This window comes from Paenibacillus sp. FSL R5-0928, assembly GCF_037970385.1.
GTDB lineage: Bacteria > Bacillota > Bacilli > Paenibacillales > Paenibacillaceae > Paenibacillus_AQ > Paenibacillus_AQ odorifer.
Genome location: NZ_CP150225.1, coordinates 4,913,594 through 4,931,366 on the forward strand (window position 1 = coordinate 4,913,594; position 17,773 = coordinate 4,931,366).

General features: G+C 44.1%; 11 protein-coding genes and 1 pseudogene. 1 reads left to right on the plus strand and 11 read right to left on the minus strand.

From position 1 onward, the window contains the following. Positions 1–260: 260 nt before the first annotated feature. On the minus strand, positions 261–3,728 hold the full coding sequence (locus tag MKZ16_RS22270) for an LPXTG cell wall anchor domain-containing protein (RefSeq protein WP_076104429.1): 3,468 nt from the start codon (positions 3,726–3,728) through the stop codon (positions 261–263). 243 nt (positions 3,729–3,971) lie between these two features. On the opposite strand from MKZ16_RS22270, the gene MKZ16_RS22275 reads away from it, so the two are divergent. After that, positions 3,972–4,727 carry a TIGR02206 family membrane protein gene (locus MKZ16_RS22275; protein ID WP_036676136.1) on the plus strand — a complete coding sequence of 252 codons (756 nt, stop codon included), beginning with the start codon at positions 3,972–3,974 and terminating at the stop codon, positions 4,725–4,727. 55 nt (positions 4,728–4,782) lie between these two features. Here MKZ16_RS22275 and MKZ16_RS22280 read toward each other — a convergent pair whose 3' ends face one another. The 10 genes and pseudogenes from MKZ16_RS22280 to MKZ16_RS22325 all read right to left on the minus strand — a co-directional run bounded on the left by MKZ16_RS22280 (position 4,783) and on the right by MKZ16_RS22325 (position 17,755). Further along, complete coding sequence (locus MKZ16_RS22280; RefSeq protein WP_036676135.1) at positions 4,783–5,214, minus strand: peptidylprolyl isomerase; 432 nt, start codon at positions 5,212–5,214, stop codon at positions 4,783–4,785. Between the two features lie 145 nt (positions 5,215–5,359). Further along, on the minus strand, positions 5,360–6,694 hold the full coding sequence (gene lysA / locus MKZ16_RS22285; RefSeq protein ID WP_076104428.1) for a diaminopimelate decarboxylase: 1,335 nt from the start codon (positions 6,692–6,694) through the stop codon (positions 5,360–5,362). A 126-nt stretch (positions 6,695–6,820) separates the two neighbouring features. Further along, positions 6,821–8,359 (minus strand): annotated as a pseudogene (locus MKZ16_RS22290) (spore germination protein); the annotation flags it as partial. 732 nt (positions 8,360–9,091) lie between these two features. Beyond that, complete coding sequence (locus tag MKZ16_RS22295) at positions 9,092–9,517, minus strand: stage V sporulation protein AB (protein WP_036676132.1); 426 nt, start codon at positions 9,515–9,517, stop codon at positions 9,092–9,094. A 2-nt stretch (positions 9,518–9,519) separates the two neighbouring features. After that, entirely contained in the window at positions 9,520–10,176 is a 657-nt protein-coding gene (locus MKZ16_RS22300) for a stage V sporulation protein AA (RefSeq protein ID WP_036676129.1), read from the minus strand. A 317-nt stretch (positions 10,177–10,493) separates the two neighbouring features. Then, the gene (locus MKZ16_RS22305) at positions 10,494–11,372 is read right to left on the minus strand and encodes a carbohydrate ABC transporter permease (protein WP_076104427.1); all 879 of its coding nucleotides are present in this window, start codon (positions 11,370–11,372) and stop codon (positions 10,494–10,496) included. Positions 11,373–11,399: 27 nt separating this feature from the next. Next, positions 11,400–12,290 carry an ABC transporter permease subunit gene (locus tag MKZ16_RS22310; RefSeq protein ID WP_036676126.1) on the minus strand — a complete coding sequence of 297 codons (891 nt, stop codon included), beginning with the start codon at positions 12,288–12,290 and terminating at the stop codon, positions 11,400–11,402. A 234-nt stretch (positions 12,291–12,524) separates the two neighbouring features. Beyond that, a complete protein-coding gene (locus MKZ16_RS22315; protein ID WP_076104426.1) occupies positions 12,525–14,243 on the minus strand; it encodes an extracellular solute-binding protein in 1,719 nt (572 codons plus the stop codon). A 107-nt stretch (positions 14,244–14,350) separates the two neighbouring features. Further along, the gene (locus MKZ16_RS22320) at positions 14,351–15,991 is read right to left on the minus strand and encodes a response regulator (protein WP_076104425.1); all 1,641 of its coding nucleotides are present in this window, start codon (positions 15,989–15,991) and stop codon (positions 14,351–14,353) included. 18 nt (positions 15,992–16,009) lie between these two features. Beyond that, on the minus strand, positions 16,010–17,755 hold the full coding sequence (locus MKZ16_RS22325) for a histidine kinase (protein WP_076104424.1): 1,746 nt from the start codon (positions 17,753–17,755) through the stop codon (positions 16,010–16,012). Between the last annotated feature and the right edge of the window lie 18 nt (positions 17,756–17,773).

A 17,773-nucleotide genomic window follows, 5' to 3' on the forward strand; every position in this document is an offset into this window, starting at 1 on the left:
AAGCTAAGCATCGCCGACCGCTACTGATCTTTAGCTTAAGCACGCCGAGAACACCGTTACTATGACTGTGGGCAGTGTCAAAGCACTCGTGAACGGGAAAGCTCTCACCATTGATGCTGCGCCGCTACTGCCAGGAGGAAAAGTTTTAGTCCCGGTACACTTAAGAATCAGCCATAAATTTTTCAAAAAAAGCACAAAAGCACCCGGCATTTATCATGCTGGGTGCTTTTGCATAAAATCTTAAATCACACTAATCTCAATCACTCCGTCTTACCCCTACGTCTAAATACTCGGTTCAAAACAAAGCCTATCGTTATCAACCCAATTCCCGACAGATACAGTGGCATTGGACTATTCTCACCTGTCTTCGGCAGCTGAGGAGCAACCGAAGTGCTATTGTTCACCGTACCCTTTGGTACTTCTTCATCGGCGATATCAACTTCTCCTAAAGGAATTTCATCTTCGGTTATCTCTTGCTCAGGAATTCCCTCATCGGTTGATGTCGCGGATCCTAGATCGGCGGCAATTCCAGGACCAGCAGGAACAGCTGGATCATTAATAATTACTCCGGGTACGGACGAACTTGTAGACGTGGGTACCACCGAACCTCCAGATGTGCTGCTTGTAGGGATTGGTGTAGGTGCAGCAGTCGCTTCTGGTGATGGAGAAACCGTCGGTTCTGGCGTTGTTGATGGTGCAGGTGTTACGGTTGGCTCTGGTGTTGTTGTTGGAGCATCGGTTGGTTCTGGTGTTGCCGTAGGCGTTGGCTCCACTGCTTTTTGATTCGTAATCACCAGTTGAATCGCTGACGAGGAACGAATCTCCACTGGATGCTCGGATGTATCGAGCACGTAACCATTTGGAGGTGCTGTCTCCACCAATACATAGCTACCCAGCCATATTTTATTGAATGTAGCTGTACCCTCTGCATCTGTAGTTAGACTGTTAATCAATACACGTTCCGCTCCATTTAGTCGATACAATGCAAAAGTCGCATCACCAAGCGCTTTTAAGTTATCTGCAGCATCTAGCTTCTTAATATTGAGGGTGCCTCTAACCCCGCTGCCTGTGCCAGAACCGCTGGAGACCCCGACAATAATTTCTTTGGAGGTCTCTTTACTTATTTCGCTGCCGTTAAAACCACTGAAATGTACAGTATTTATTACTTTGTCTCCAGTGTTAGCCACAATCAGGGATTGATATTCGAGAATGTAAGCCCTGCTGATTTCCTTGGCAAAGCTTAACTCAAAGGATTGTTTTCCATCGGCATCCGTTGTAATAACTACGCTATAATCAATACCCTGAATCAATTCAGGGCCGCTTTTCGTGATATCTCCGTTCACAGCTACAGCCGTAGGATATAGATGGAATGAATTCTGCAGCAAAATTTGATTAGCACTGGGAGTATCTTTGATTAAAGCATCCTTTACAGTAGACTGCCCCCGGTTAATTTGCAGGCTCCAGTCGATTTTATCCCCGTTTTGTGTGCCGTCCTTCAGCACATAATCCTCTCCAAAAGGAATTTTTACGGAGGCGGTCAAATCTTTGGAAACCACTTTTGTTCCATCATAGAGATTAGCTTTATTATCAATAGTAGTGCCTATTATTTGCCCTTCAAGACTTGTGTTAAATTCAATGTAGAAAGCGGAGTTAATCTTATCTGTAAAAATAACCTTTAATTCATTATCGCTATTTACGCTGTGGGTATATTTATTAGGATTCACTTCTGTACCCATGGTAGGGTCACCATTCTTTGCAATATTCATAGTGTAAACTTTAAGTGAACCAGGAACCAAGGTCTGGCCTGATTTTAAAATATCTGCAAGCGCCGGAGCTTCGAGGGTTTTGCCGTTATAATTGGCGCCTATCGTCCAAGTAATTTCTTTAGTTGAAGCATCGTAGGCTCCCCCTTTAAATCCATTGTTTTTCGCTTCAGGTCTAGGAATGAATAACCCTTCTGCTTCTATCGTGCGTAAGGCTTCAGTAGAGTCCATCCAGTCTAAGCGAACTTTGTTGTTGAAATTTTCAGTTTTAGCCCAAATCCAATCCTTGTTAAATTCTGTAGAATAGCTAATCGTGTAAAGTCCAGATATTGGTGAATTAAACACTACCTTGAAGCCTTTATTAGGCTCGACAGGTAAGTTGTATACTAGATTATAGTTATTCGGATTTAAAACATTTCCATTCAGATTTCTAATCACCAGTGATTCCGGAATAAACTTTAGGCCGCCAAATGGGAAGGATTCGGTAACTGCAACATGGCTCATCGGGTAATTGTCACTATTCAATGTGACCTTCCAGCCCAATGTTTTATTCTGATAATCTACGGTTGATAAAGTCTTATAAAGAATGGAAGACCGGATTAATCGGGTAGCCTGATTACTATACGTACTATCGGAGACTGTATTAGTTATGGTGACATCCTCAAACACGCGCTTTATCGCTTTTGTCTTATATTCGATTCGATATGGTGAAGTAACATCGTGTACAAATTGCAATACAAATCCAGCCTTATGAACGTCTGAGGTGGAAACAACCGTGTAGTCAACATCCTTTGTCAAAACCTTGCCTAACGTTGCACCACCGGAAGAATCCAGCTGCACAGCATATACTTTTAATGAATCGGCTACCAGCTCTTGAGAATCATCGAACAAATCTGTTAACACAGCGTTTCCTTGCGGGATGTTCTTTTCACTGTAGTTATATTCAATTGCCCAGGAAATGATCTGCTTGCCCCCATCATAGCTTGTGGAATACTTTTTCAAGCTTCCTCCACGTTCTACATTCACTGTGGCAGAGGAGCTGGCAGGCTCTTGCCCATCTCCTGAAAAAGTTGCAGTATTGGTGAAGCTTAGCTGATGGTCATTAGCAATCCCTGTGGAATATACAATACGGTAAGCCTCTTTAATCACAGGCTCCGTAAAACGGACAATCAGTGACCCTCCGGAGAGCTCTGCAGAGTATTTGCTTGTGTCGAGCAATGCTCCTTCCGTTACTGAACCATCCAATTGAATGCTCAGTTGATACACGCTCACAGTGACTGGAGTATTTAATGATAAGCCTGAAGGGATGGGGTCCGTCACAATGGCATTCCCCACGGCTTCCAAAGACTTATTGACATCAACAGTCCATAATATTTGGTTCGCATTGAAGCCTTCGGGAATACCTCTCTTCTCTATAGTCGATCCAACACTTGGTTTAAAATTCACTGTCACTGTCTGAATACCGCCGCTCACGGGAAATAAAATATTCTGAATAGTACTGCCCGAGATTTTCTGTTTATCGAATTTAGTATTTAACCGCAGCGTTCCCTGCACGTCATCATGCGTTTCTATGTAGTCATTAAAAGTCATTATCACTTCATGTGAAATTTGCCTGACTTCAAAGCTCCCTACATCTCCATCCTCAGAGACTAAGGGTCCGTTAAAATCATTAAATAGCTGGAACTGTTCTGGAAGCTGAAAAGTAAAAGTGTCACCTTGCTTGTAATTATGATTTTTAGGAAGAGACCAATTATAATCCAAGGTAACATTAGCATCTTGTTCGTATACGCTATTCGTGACTGTGATTCCATCTGGCCCGTAAACAGCCATCGAAACACTGGTGATGATATTTCTTTCGTCATCAATCGCAGCCGCTTTTACTTGCGGAGCAAATCCGATGCCATAGGCATATTGTGCCACAAGCATCAAAATAATGACCATTACACTTATTTTTTTCTTAAACATGTTCTTTTTGCCTCCATTTTCTTGTTCTAATTGTTTTCCACCCCTGTTTGTTCAAAAGCTTCATATGTAATTCCGCACCCAGCGCCCCATCTTATGTTAATATAATGAAAAGTCTTCCTTATGTGGTGGAGTTGACAGAACATATACATATATACCTAATTTATGGATATCTAGAATTAATATTATTAAAATTCTCAAACTTTATTTTTGATGGATGTTTTCACGTTCAAAGGAGGTATGTCTATGCAGCTTTCATCTTTTTTTGATCGCCAGCACGCGGAGGATTTCATCATGTTCTCATCTTCGCATTGGGTTGCGCTGTCTATCATTACGTTAAGTTGTCTACTGCTCTATGGCTTACGGTTTGAAATTCGTGCAGATTCAAGACTTCGGCAAAGTGTGCGTTTGCTGCTAATCATTCTACTTGTAGTCTCAGAAGCCGGGCTGCAAATGTGGTACATCTCTCAGAACATCTGGCGCTCCAGCTCCTCATTACCGTTCGAGCTCTGTGGAATCACTCTACTGCTGTCTATTATCATGTTAATTTCACGCAGTCGAACCCTTTATTCCTTTCTCTACTTTGCCGGGATCGGCGGAGCATTTATTGCTTTGCTTACCCCTAACCTAGTTTATCCGTTCCCTCATTTCCGCTTTCTCCTGTTTTTTATAGCTCATGGTTCTATTATTCTGGCGTCTCTTTATATGACCTGGATTGAGGGCTACAAGCCGACTTGGAGATCGTTACTCATCACCATGCTTGGCCTCAATATTGTGGCTGCCTGCATCTGGACTGCTAATTACTTCCTAGGCTCAAACTACATGTTCCTATCCCAGAAGCCTAGCACCTATTCCGTATTGGATTATTTTGGACCTTATCCTTATTACCTGCTTGTTGAAGAGCTGTTTGCCTTCACTGTGTTTCTTGCCATGTATTTGATATTCTTCTGGCTGCCAGAACGGCGCAATTCGCGGCGTACACAGGTTAGGCGGATTCTTTAACAACACAAAAAAGCCAGCCCCGATATTCGGAGACTGGCTTTTTAACTATTAAATCTTAAGCTTCGATGATTTCTACCGAAGTCATTTTGTCGCGTCCTTTGAAAGCATCAACAAGATCCATGCCTTCTACTACTTTACCAAACACAGTGTGTACTCCATCCAAGTGTGGTTGTGGAGCGTAGCAGATGTAGAACTGGCTTCCGCCTGTGTTCTTACCCGCATGTGCCATAGCAAGTGTTCCGCGTTCGTGTTTGTTTGGGTTAATTTCGCAGTTGATTGTGTATCCTGGACCGCCAGATCCAGTTCCGTTAGGGCATCCGCCTTGAGCAACGAAACCAGGGATAACACGGTGGAATGTTAATCCGTTGTAGAAACCTTCTTTTGCCAGCTTTTCAAAGTTGGCTACAGTGTTAGGTGCATCTTGATCGAACAAGTCCAGCAGCACTACGCCGCCATTTTCTAGAGTGATTTTCGCTTGCTTTGCCATATGTAAATGACCCCTTTCAAAATTAACAAATTTAGAATACCTCAATTATATTACTATGAAACCACGCACAAAGCAAAGCAAGCAGGAGACTTTCCTGCTTGCTCTATATGCTGCTCAACTTTACCCACCTTACAGCAGCAGGCTATTACTTAGCAACAACTGTCTGTTTGGCGATACGCTCTGGTACAATATCGTTGGCAATAAGATCCGTATAGCTTTCACGACGCACTACAAGATCGCTTTGTCCGTTCTGTACGAATACTAAAGCCGGACGGCGAAGACGGTTATAGTTGCTGGCCATGGAGTAATTATACGCACCTGTGCAGGCTACAGCCAACAAATCGCCGCTTTCAGCCATCGGCAGCTCTACATCCCAGATCAACATATCTCCGCTCTCGCAGCATTTACCAGCGATGGAGACAGTCTCAGTTGCGTCTTCGTTAGCACGGTTAGCAAGCAATGCCTCGTATTTAGACTGATACAAAGCAGGGCGTGGATTGTCGGTCATTCCACCATCAACAGCAACGTACTTACGCACGCCAGGAATGTCCTTGTTAGATCCTACAGTGTACAATGTAGTACCTGCATCTCCAACAATACTACGGCCCGGCTCCACCCAAATTTCCGGCAAAGCACTATAAATTCCCGCAAAATGAGTCTTCACTGCATCCGTAATCGCTGCAACATATTCAGAAACATGTAGTGGGGTATCTCCCTCAACATAACGAATGCCGAAACCTCCGCCAAGATTGACTACACGGAAGTCCACTTCCAAGCCTTCTTTAACACTGCGGGCAAAAGTTGCCACACGCTCAACAGCCAGCTGGAAACCATCGGTTTCAAAGATCTGCGAACCAATATGGGAATGCACACCAAGCAGCGTGATATTCTTTTTGCTGACTGCTGCTTTCACTGCTTCATAGGCCGATCCATTACCGATATCAAAACCGAATTTGGAATCCGTCTGGCCAGTTGCGGTATATTCATGAGTATGCGCTTCTACACCTGGTGTCACCCGCAATAAGATGTTCACATTAACTTCTTTACGTGCGGCAATGGACTGCAAAAGGTTAAGCTCTACCAGATTATCGACTACAAAGCAGCCGATTTTGGCATCAATCGCCATTTCAATCTCTTCAGATGTCTTATTGTTGCCATGAAAATGAATACGTTCTGCCGGGAAGCCAGCTTGCAAAGCTGTATATAGTTCGCCGTCAGATACAACATCCAGTGACAAACCTTCTTCATCAGCCAAACGAACCATTGCCATTACTGAAAACGCCTTGCTTGCGTAAGCTACTTGGAAACCAAGGCCGGAGGCTTTAAAAGCATCCATATATTCCCGGCAACGTTGTCTAACCAATTGCTCGTCCAATATATATAGCGGGGTTCCATATTCCGCTTTCAATTCAGTTACATCACATCCGCCGATCTCCAAATGCCCAGCATCGTTAATGCGGCTAGTACCGTGTAGAAACATTCTTTAGTCCTCCAATTTCTGTGGAATATCAAGGTTCCACCCTGTCTTAGTGTATTCAGTATAACAGACAGTGGGAACTCCATTGAATGGACTAATTTGCAGTAGTTTTGTATTTTCCTACGATTGTTACTCATTCTCTTGAGATGGCGGCATTCTGGTATTGTCTCTGGTTTTGTTAAAAGACGGTCTTTCCTTCGAACTTAGGACCGGTTTACGCAATAGAATTTCACTCATTGCCTTTGCATTAAAGGGTATAAACGGCCACATATATGAGGAGTTATAGGACCGATGAGTGGTTAAGAAGATAGTCAGCAACGTCGTGCCAATCATAAAGCCTGGTACCTGGAACGCCGCTACGGCAATTAATAACACAAGCCTGACTATACGATTCGCCAGACCCAGCTCATAACTCGGAGTCGCGAACATACCGATTGAGGCTACCGCCATATATAGTACTACTTCGTTTACAAACAGACCGCTCTGCACCGCTATATCACCAATCAATATGGCTGCAATCAAACCCATCGCTGAGCCTAAAGGTGTTGGGGTATGCACGGCGGCCATCCGCAGTAAATCAACCCCAAGCTCTACAATCAGAAACTGAGCGAGAATAGGAATTCTCGCTGTCTTTTGCGGCCCGATAAAATCCAGCATAGCAGGCTTTAACTCAGGATGGATAACAAGCAGCATCCATAACGGGAGCAGGAACATGGAGGCGAAGATGCCGATGAAACGGACCCACCGCAGATATGTCCCCATAAAAGGAGTCTGACGATTCTCCTCCGCATGCTGGCAAAGATCAAAAAAGGTGGTCGGAAGAACAATTACAATGGGTGAGGTATCCACGAATAATATGACCCGTCCCTCCAATAAATTGGAGGCAACAACGTCAGGGCGTTCAGAATAACGCACCATAGGATAAGGGTTCCACCCTCCGCCGATAATCGCTTCCTCCAATTGCTTATCCGCCAGTGGAATACCATCGATATCGATGCTGTTGATTTTATCGATGACAGACGTAACCTGTGTTTTATCAACGATATCATCGATGTAAGCCACGCAGACATCTGTCCGTGTCCGCCGTCCCACTTGAAACATTTCAAGCTTCAGCCCCGGATCACGTATCCGTCTTCTTACAAGTGAAATATTACTAAGCAGGGTTTCTGTAAAACCATCACGCGCACCACGTACCACCCGATCAATCGAGGGTTCATCAGGACTTCGCATGGGGTAAGATCGAGTATCCATTAGGATAACTTTGTTCTCACCCTCAATAAATAGTGCGCTCATTCCTTTTAATACTTTATCGAAACATTCACTTAATACACTACCCTCTTCAACTTGAATATGAGGGATGTATTCGTTCATAAAGCTACCTAACACACCTGCGGACAAATTTTCTGAAGAAAGGTAGGTTAGTCGTTTCAGAATTTCATCCGTTACATCTTCGTTGGTGAATCCGCTTAAACAGAGTAAAGCTGTCTTATGTCCCCCAAAGGACATTTCTCTAAACGTCACATCAAAACTTGATCCCAGTCCCATCACTTCGGTCAGCGTGTTTTTTGTTTCTTGTAGAGAACCTGGGATATGATCATTGCCTTGCCAATAAATAACGGATTCCTTTAATGAGTTAGAATGCTCACTATCGCGTTTGTCTTGCAGCTTATTTTTCCCTTTGTTCTGAGTCTGCTGCTTCGCCTGCTTCTTCGAAGGCTTCGGTTGAGCTTGAGAACCCTCCCCGGTTCCGGTACCGTTATCTGTGCCTCCTGCTGCCTGAGCATTCTGATCCTGTGCCTCATCATCTGATTCCGAATCCTCTGAATCCATACCAAATAACCTGGCAAAAAAACCTTTACTCGGCTCATTGGGCTCCTGATTGCCGAGCTCATCCGATGCTTCTGCATCTTGTTGCTCTGTTCCCTGCTCCGCGGTCGCTTCTGCATCTTGTTGCTCTGTTCCCTGCTTCGCAGTGGCTTCCGCATCCTGCTGCCCTGTTCCCTGCTCGGCAGTCGCTTCCGCATCCTGCTGCCCTGTTCCCTGCTCCGCAGTGGCTTCCGCATCCTGCTGCCCTGTTCCCTGCTCCGCAGTGGCATCTGCTGCATCCTGCTGCTCTGTTCCCTGCTCCGCAGTTGCATCTGCGTCTTGCAGCTCAGTGCCTAATTCAGCTGACGCCTCTGCATCCTCCTGGTCTTGGCTAGTTTCAGTTGTTGTAGAATTTTCCGCTGAATCTTCACTTTCCCCGATAGCTGAAGCTCCTACAGGTTCTGTGTGATCTGCAACTAGATCCGCTGCAGTTGTCTTCATTGCTGCAGCAGCTGCAGCATTATCTTCCAGATGATCATCTTCCGGTGCAGAATCACCGCTGTGAATAAACTTGCTCATTTCCTAACCCCCTGTTTACTGTCGGTATACAAACCAGTCGAACAAAGAACCCGCGACCTTCCCACTCACCATCGCCATTAACAGACCGAATAGATAATGTGTCATATTCAAGCGTTTAGCGAGTATCGGCAGCACATTTAATACCTCGGTCAATGCTGCAGCGAGCATCCCGACAAAAATCCCATCAAATAGTCCTACACCAAGTTCAACTAGAGGACCTGAGGTAATTTTCCAATTCCAAAAATCACTAACAGTACCTACTAAAGATCCACCTACCATCGCGCCTTCGTACCAATGAACTTTATCGTAAGAAGAGGTTAATTGCGCCAGACGCGGCACCATATCGAGCACAACAAATAGAGCGATCACTCCGCCGCCTACAGCAATACCACCCGCAATGCCCAGCAGCAAATTTAGTCCCAGTGCTATGGGTGCCGTCATCTTCAGTCCTCCGTATTCTCAGATTGGTTTTCACTTCGGCGCCTCATCTTGCTGTATTCCTCATTGATGACATATTGGTCGATGTTCTTCTGATACAGATACATTTCCACTTCCAGCGGAGTAGGCTCCTCGTTCCACTTCTTTTTAAATAAATGGTTGAAAAAAATGACCATCCCAAACCCGATGCCCAGAGAATAAGCAATCTGAAATATATAGGGATGCTCATCCCGATGACCCGTTAGCATCTCCACAATTCGAATTTGTACCTCCAGCATATTTACATCAGCATGAAAGTTCATAATCGTCAGAGCAGACCCAAAGAAAAGCAGCAGCCACACTAAAACAAACATCGCCACAGAAGGTTTCCGTCTCTCCACCTGACTCTCAATCTGTACAATCGTCCTCCCTTCACCGATCGGTTCAATGTCTGCATTCGGTATAAGTTCATATATCCGGGGGATAACCATCAACAGATCAATCAAAATCAGATTGCCGTCACTTTGCTCCGGCTTCATTAAGAGAATTGTCTCCAACGACTCTTTCAGCTCAGGCTCCGCTATCAAAAAAGCAATATCACCCAATGTGACACCTTTACCCTTGGGAACCATCACCCGATTTTTAAGCTGTATATAGATGGTGGGAGCAGAATGTTGTTTCATCCGCATTCCTCCTAAAGGTTATGGTGAAGCTCAGGTCCAAGATATCGGTAGTATGGGAGTAAAGCCTTATTTTTACTCTTGCTGCTCTGAATCAATTTCCTGAAATACTGAAATGTTGCTTGTTTATAGGTATCAGGAAAGGCCAATCCTTCTTCTGGAAATTTAAAAAAGACAGCTCAAGGTAATTAACCTTAAGCTATCTTCTTGTTTCTGCCAATTCATCAGTTAGATCGCAAGTAATCCAACATACCGTGCCTGTTCAATTTCATCCAGAAACGAGATATCCATTCCATTGATAAATGTGGTTGTCATCATTGCTACTCCTTTACAGAACCAAGTGTCATCCCTTTAACAAAATATTTTTGCAGGAAAGGATATACGATCAAAATTGGAGCGGCTCCGATAAATATTTGGGCGGCTCTCACCGTCGTCTGCGAGATCAGCTCCATTTCCTTTGGATTGATGCTCATGGAGCTCATATCCCGTTGAATGATAACCGTCTGCAGGAATGTCGCCAGTGGAAATTGTTTGGAATTATTCAAATACAATAGTCCATCAAACCAGGAGTTCCAATGGAACACCATACTAAACAAGGCAATCGTAGCGATCGATGGTAAAGAAATCGGCAAGTAAATGCTGAACAACGTACGGAAATGTCCGGCTCCGTCTATAAGCGAGGCCTCCTCCAGATCTTTTGGAATACCACGGAAGAAGTTCAGCATCAGAATCACCAAGAACGTATTTACCGCACCTGGCAGAACAAGTACCCAGAAGGAATCCATCAAACCAATCTTTTGAATCACAATGTAAAATGGAATCAATCCGCCGTTGAACACCATACTGAAAACGAACAACCAAGAGTAGACATTACGGCCCTTGAAGGCTGAGTTTTCTTTGGACAACGGGTAGGCTGCCAGAAAAGTAATTAATAGTGTAAGTCCAGTCCCGAGTATGGTTCTTTGTACAGATACCCAGATGGAGTGTAGGAAGATTGGATTGTTTACTGTCTTTTTATAAGCTTCCAGAGAGAATTGCTTTGGCCATAATCCTACCAAATTGGCATCCGCTGCCGACTTCGCGCTAAAGGATACAGCCAGCACGTGAATCAAAGGTACAATACACATCAGTGCGAGCAGGATTAGAAAGCAAGTATTAAACACGTTGAATATACGATAACCTCTTGTTTTGTAATACATAAGTTGTCTCCCTCTTCCTTTGGTAGATTAGAAAATGCGATATCCTGCCCACTTCTTAGCCAAACTGTACGAGACGAGAATTAGGATCATACTAATGGCCGACTTAAACAGTCCGATTGCCGTACCAAAGCCCATCTCACCATTCAGAATAGCCGTGCGGTACACGAAGGTATCAATAATATCGCCTTTCTGATAGACCAGTGGATTGTAGAGGTTAAAAATCTGGTCAAACCCTGCGTTCAATACATTTCCGAGAGCCAAGGTACCTACCACCACAACCATTGGCAATAGAGATGGCATTGTGATAAAACGTGTCTGCTTCCAGCGGTTAGCGCCGTCTATTTCAGCAGCTTCATATAATGAAGGATTGATTCCTGCTAGAGCAGCTAAGAAAACGATCGTATTATAACCAAATTCCTTCCACACATCTGTGAGAATAACTGTGAACCGGAACCAGTTGTTGTCGCCTAAGAAAAAGATTGGTTTGAAGCCCATGCTGCCTAAGATCTGATTGACAAAACCATCTGTAGCAAGCAAATCCAGCAAGATCCCGCCGAGAATAACCCAAGATAAAAAGTGAGGCAAGTATACCAGTGTCTGAATAGTACGCTGTATGTATACCTTGCGAATCTCATTTAACAAAATGGCGAATACAAACGGTACAGCCAGATTGAAAATCATTTTTAGAACAGCAATAATCAATGTATTCCAAATGACCTGCATACTGTCATTACGTTCAAATAGATAACGGAAATTGTCTAATCCAACCCATGCCGAGCCTGAAATTTTCAGCCATGGCTTATAATCCTGAAATGCCATCACAATTCCGCCCATTGGAATAAAGCTGAAGATGATCAGGAATATCATCGCCGGCAATAACATCAAGTGAAAAGGCCATGTTTTTTTTAGTGTTCTCATCCTTGGTCCCCCATATCGTGTCAAGTTCTTCTGTAACCATACTCAAATTATAACAACGCCAGAATTCCTCAAATAGCGAGCAAAACCAATATATATGGTACAAAAGCAATCTCTTTATCACATAGAAAAAAGAGGACTCCAAACGCAAACAGGGACCCTCCCTAAAGCCTAATACTACGGCTGAAGAGACGGTCCCGTTTGCTGCTTTTTACCTAGCCAAACTAAATCCAAACCTTATTTTACGCTGTCATACCATTCGTTAACTTCTTTAGTGATTTGATCGCCACCACCTGATTTCCAGGTCGCTACAAAGGAATCAAATGCATCCAGCGGTTTGTTGCCATAGATGATTTCATTAAACGTTTGGTTCTCAATTTTGTTCAAATAGTCCATCTTCGATTTCATAGTTTCGGTCGTAGGACCTGTGAACATATTCTTAAAGGATTTATCCTCTTGCGCCAGCAGAACTTTTGCAGCAGCTGGGGTATCTTTACCATAATTCACAGCTACGTCTTTCTCCAGGCGGGTTGTTGGCTCTGCGCCATCTGCCAGGTTAAGGAGTGCTTTCATTTGGGCATCCGGAATCCGGGCACCGTCACGAACCAGCATATAACGAACGCTATTCACATAACCGCCAGCAATTTTATCATTTTCGATCATCTTACCGTTCGCATCTAGCTCATAGTCGTATCCTGCAAAAAGGCCGTTATCCAGTTCACTGCCTGGCGTTGGATTAGCAAAGTTATCGAACAGGTAGTTTTGATAAGTAAAGAAGGCTTCAGGATTTTTCATTTTCGTGCTGATCAAAGTTACACCGTTAGTGAATTGTGTACCATGACGCATAACTTTTCCATCTGGACCCGCTGGAATTTCAATTGGAGCCCATACTGCATCTGGAGAGTTCTTCACGGTATCCTGAAGCGGCCAGCCGCTCATCCAGTAAGGACCCGGGAGAATACCTGCTGTACCCGCAACTGCTGGTTCGGCAGTTTTGTTCTCATCCCAAAGAGCCGCTTCCTGAGGAATATAACCTTTAGCCAACCATTCCTTCAGTTTTTCGAGCCCTTGCTTCATGCCAGCATTTACAGAGCCGTATTCTAATTTACCATCAGCATCTAGATTCCATTGCTGTGGCAAGGTTCCGTAAGCACCAAAGATCCAAGAAGGGTCGCCCATCCAAGTGTTCATCGTTGTTTTAAAGCCGATACTAAGTGGAGTTACCTTGTCTGGTGCCAAGCCATCAGGGTTCTGATTCTTGAACGCATCCATCACTTTTTCCAGCTCATCGATCGTCTTCGGTGCTTCCATATTCAGCTTATCCAGCCAATCTTGGCGGATCCACAGAATGTAATCATGGTTATATGCATAATCGAGAACAGGCAGACCCATTCTTTTTCCATCACGGCTGTATTGGTTCCAAACGTTAGGATCCTGTGCCATCGCTTCTTTCCATGTATCTGAAGCATATTTATCAAACAAAGTTCCTACATCAGCATACATGCCGGAATCGATCAAATCCTGTGCAATTGTGTTGTCGGCTGTACCGATGGTTACGACATCAGGCATGTCCTGACCTGAAGACATGGATAAACGCAGCTTCGTACCAAATGCGCCGTTCGTATCTGTGATGGACCAAAGGGACTTAATGTTGATGCCGAATTTTTCTTTAGCCCATTTTGTAGCCACGTTATTCTCAATGCTTTCACCGTTTTTGAATTTAAGCTCAGGGTCCACGCCCCATGCGGTTGTAAATGTCACCTCAGGATCGTATTTATCCTTGTAGGCGTTTTCAGAATTGGAAGCTGTATTTGCAGTCGCTTCACCAGCTGTTTTATCTCCAGCAGTGTCTTTACTATTAGCAGCGTTATTGCCTGAACAGCCCGCAAGGCTACCCGCCAAAAGCATGCTCATACACAGGAGCGGCAGCCATCTTTTTCTCTTCATCGCGCTCATTTTGTTCCCCCTTGGATTCCATAAGTGTTGGTTACAATTTAATTATAGGGAACGATTCTAAGCCCGAATACGTCATTTAAACAAGGTTTCTGCACCTTTCTCAACCTCTATCCGTCCCGGAATTCATTTGGTGTCATATGGTAGTGTTTTTTGAACATCTTACTGAAATATTGCGGATTTTGATATCCAAGCTCAGAGGTGATTTCATAGATTTTTTTATTCGTATTTTTAAGCAGATAAAGTGCCCGTTCCATCCGCATCCGAATAATATAGTCCCCAAGCCCTTCCCCAGTCTCAGCCTTATAAATCTTGGACAAGTAGACAGGATGCAAATATACATGATCGGCAATGGTTTTGACGGACAGCTCATGACCCGAATGGTTTCCTACCAGCTCATGGACCTGCTTGATAATATAACTTTTCGTATTCTGATCGCTTTCGGATAGCTCCTTCTGAAGCTTATCGAGCATATCAAACGCCCATTCTTTAAGCTTATCAAAAGAAACAATAATACTCTGCGTCAACAACGGATCTAAAGCGTATTGGTCAATCTTGGAGATGAACTGGCCACTCTTATGCGCTATATACATAAATGCATTCGTTATAGATAGAAAGACCTCGTACAGATGTTCACTAGAAAACCGTGCATTCTCCATATCCCGGAACACGTCAGCAATTTTTTGCCTTGCTGTATCCCATTGTTTGGATTCCAACAGATGAATGAGTGTAGGTGGACGATAAAGACATTCGAGCGATTTGATGCTCATCGTCTCCTGATGCTGGCGATCATCCAAAAACAGCACGGAGCTGGATTCATCATGTGCTGCCAAATACATTGAGCTAAGGCCGCTTCGATAGGCAGCCGTCATCCCCTCTGGAAAGGTGAACCACTCCGTTACAATCAGTGAAATCTCCCCTTTGAGGTAATTGCTTACACTAATTTGGAAATTCGCGATCACCGCTTTTAGGATTTGCTGCCTTGCAGCTTCATAGTTAGCCATTTGCTCCAATCCCTGCTGAACTGCCGGCTTTAATTCAACAAGCAGAATCAAGCAATCATGCGGCGCTTTGCAGAACCAGACATGGAACTGCTCCTTAAAAAGCTCCTCGGCAATGTTACCGATCGCATATTCCATTAGAGAAACCGAATGGTGATCCATGGCGGCATAATGTTTACCAAGCTGAATCAGCAGCATCGCTGCTTCAGCGTCCGGCTGGAAGGAGATTTCATATTCCTTCAGCTTAATGGCCAGCGTCCGCTCGGACAGCACCCTGCCGAGAAGCAATTCGTGCATCAGATTAGCCCGCAAAACACTGTAATCGGCTTTGCGATTATACAGCAGCAAATGATATCTATCATGGGCTTCCCATTCATCTTTCAAAGATTCAATCGCACCGGATACGCTTTTGATAAACTCATCATCACTTACCGGCTTCAAAATATAATCAAATGCCTGCAGTTGAATAGCTTTTTTCGCATATTGAAAATCGGAATAACCCGTCAATAAAATGGACCGAATATTTGGCCATTTCTCGCCTACGGCTTCAATTAATTGCAGGCCAGTCATTCCTGGCATTGAAATATCAGTAACCATAATATCTATAGCCTGCTGTTCCATAATTTGCATAGCTTCAGCACCCGATGCCGCTTGATGCACCTGCTTCACCCCGATTTCAGCCCATGGAATAGTACGAGCTAAACTTTCCGTAACATAGGGCTCATCATCAACTAACAACAGCTCTATCATTCTTTCCCCTCCTAGATGTCATTCCATTTCATTGTCTGTGTAGGGCAGCAACCACTGCAGTGTCACCTGTAACCCTCCGAGTGGAGAAGGCGAGATGCGCAAACCAGACGTCTCCCCAAAACGCAGCCGCATTCTCTGATGCACATTCCATAAACCGCAGCCCATTTCTTCATCCATCGCCCTGCTTAGTTTATTTTCCAGTTCTATAATTCCCTCTGGCGTCATTCCCTGACCATCGTCCTCAACCGTAAGCGTCATTTCTCTGCCTACACATGAACCCGTAATCCGCACCAGTCCCTCTTTGGCGATGGGCTCAATTCCATGTATAACCGCATTCTCCACCAGAGGCTGCAGTACGAGCGGCGGAAGCTCTCTTTTGCGCATTTGCGGTGGGATATTGATCTCATAACGAAGTCTGCTCATCCTCATCTTCTGGATCTCCAGATAATGATTCACAAATTCCACCTCTTCAGACAGCGCAACCAAATCACGTTCCTGACGAGTGGTGTATCTGTAATATCGGGACAAATTATGCGACATTCCAACGACCGCACCCATATTATCGAGCTTCGCCATACTTGTAATAAAGGAGAAGCAATTATAGAAAAAATGTGGATTAATCTGTGATTGAAGCTGCTTTAAGCGGGCTTCGCGAACGTGGATTTTCTCCATCAGCACATTCTCGATCAGCATCTGAATCTGTTCTACCATACTGTTAAACCGGCCGGACAGGAAGCTGAATTCATTCTTCCCTTTAATCTCCACTCGCGTAGAATAGTCCCCTTGCTTCAACCGTTGAAAGCCTCCAACCAATAACCTTATAGGTACCTGCACTTGAACATATAACAGATAAGCTACGAGACAGCTCATTAACAACAAAGCACTGATCGCAAAATAAAATAAACGATTAGAGGTCAGGATCGGATGTAAGATTTCAGTTAGCGGCATATAGTCGATCAAATACCAGCCCATTTTGTCCGAATAGACGATATTTACACTGTAGGATTCACCTTCTATTTTGACCGTGCGATTCTCACTAGGCTTCAGTTGGGTCTCTTCCAGCCTGTCTACCAATTCTTTGGCTAACACCTTGTCGGCACTGCGGTTAAAAATAAGTCCTGTTCCCTGCTTATAATAAAAAGGATCTCTTCTGCCATCACTCTTGAATTTATCCAGCATATCTTCTATGTTCCGGCTGTCGAACTCTACCTTCATAATCGTTTTGACTTTTTCCGGAGCGAATTCTGACATAAAAGGTGTAAAAGAGAACCACGAGAATACGAAGCGGTCACCCTCCTGCCCTTCAATCTTCTCCACATGCCAGCCCGACTTCACTTCCCGCTTCAGATCCTCATCTTCGTATAATTTCGCATCATTTTCAGATACCATACGGTGAATGGATGGGGAGTATAAATACAGCTTACTTTTCCAATTGGAGGAGCTTTCTTGAATGCTGATTTTGGTCTGAATCCGTTTGATCAGGTTTATCGTATCCAGATTCAAACGCCCTTTTTCCAGATAAGTGTCCTTAAGGCTGAGGATATCAGGATCATGGATCAGCAGAATCGGCCACGAGGACAATAACTCCATATTACTTTCTACCTGATTCTGAAAAAAACTAAGCTGATTATTATTCGAAGTATTTAACTCCGTACGCAGCACATCCGTGGTCGTTTTATTGGAATAGAAGTAAAGGATGGTTATCGGGATCAGCATAATGACCATGATACACACGATTTTGGTAAATAAATTATATCTATACACGTTCCTTCACTCTCCGGC

Bases quoted from the DNA above. Each gene is read 5' to 3' on its own strand.
- MKZ16_RS22275 (WP_036676136.1), top strand. From the start codon at position 3,972: ATGCAGCTTTCATCTTTTTTTGATCGCCAGCACGCGGAGGATTTCATC.
- MKZ16_RS22320 (WP_076104425.1), bottom strand. From the start codon at position 15,991: ATGATAGAGCTGTTGTTAGTTGATGATGAGCCCTATGTTACGGAAAGT.
- MKZ16_RS22305 (WP_076104427.1), bottom strand. From the start codon at position 11,372: ATGTATTACAAAACAAGAGGTTATCGTATATTCAACGTGTTTAATACT.
- MKZ16_RS22310 (WP_036676126.1), bottom strand. From the start codon at position 12,290: ATGAGAACACTAAAAAAAACATGGCCTTTTCACTTGATGTTATTGCCG.
- MKZ16_RS22295 (WP_036676132.1), bottom strand. From the start codon at position 9,517: ATGACGGCACCCATAGCACTGGGACTAAATTTGCTGCTGGGCATTGCG.
- MKZ16_RS22270 (WP_076104429.1), bottom strand. From the start codon at position 3,728: ATGTTTAAGAAAAAAATAAGTGTAATGGTCATTATTTTGATGCTTGTG.
- lysA (WP_076104428.1), bottom strand. From the start codon at position 6,694: ATGTTTCTACACGGTACTAGCCGCATTAACGATGCTGGGCATTTGGAG.
- MKZ16_RS22280 (WP_036676135.1), bottom strand. From the start codon at position 5,214: ATGGCAAAGCAAGCGAAAATCACTCTAGAAAATGGCGGCGTAGTGCTG.
- MKZ16_RS22315 (WP_076104426.1), bottom strand. From the start codon at position 14,243: ATGAGCGCGATGAAGAGAAAAAGATGGCTGCCGCTCCTGTGTATGAGC.
- MKZ16_RS22300 (WP_036676129.1), bottom strand. From the start codon at position 10,176: ATGAAACAACATTCTGCTCCCACCATCTATATACAGCTTAAAAATCGG.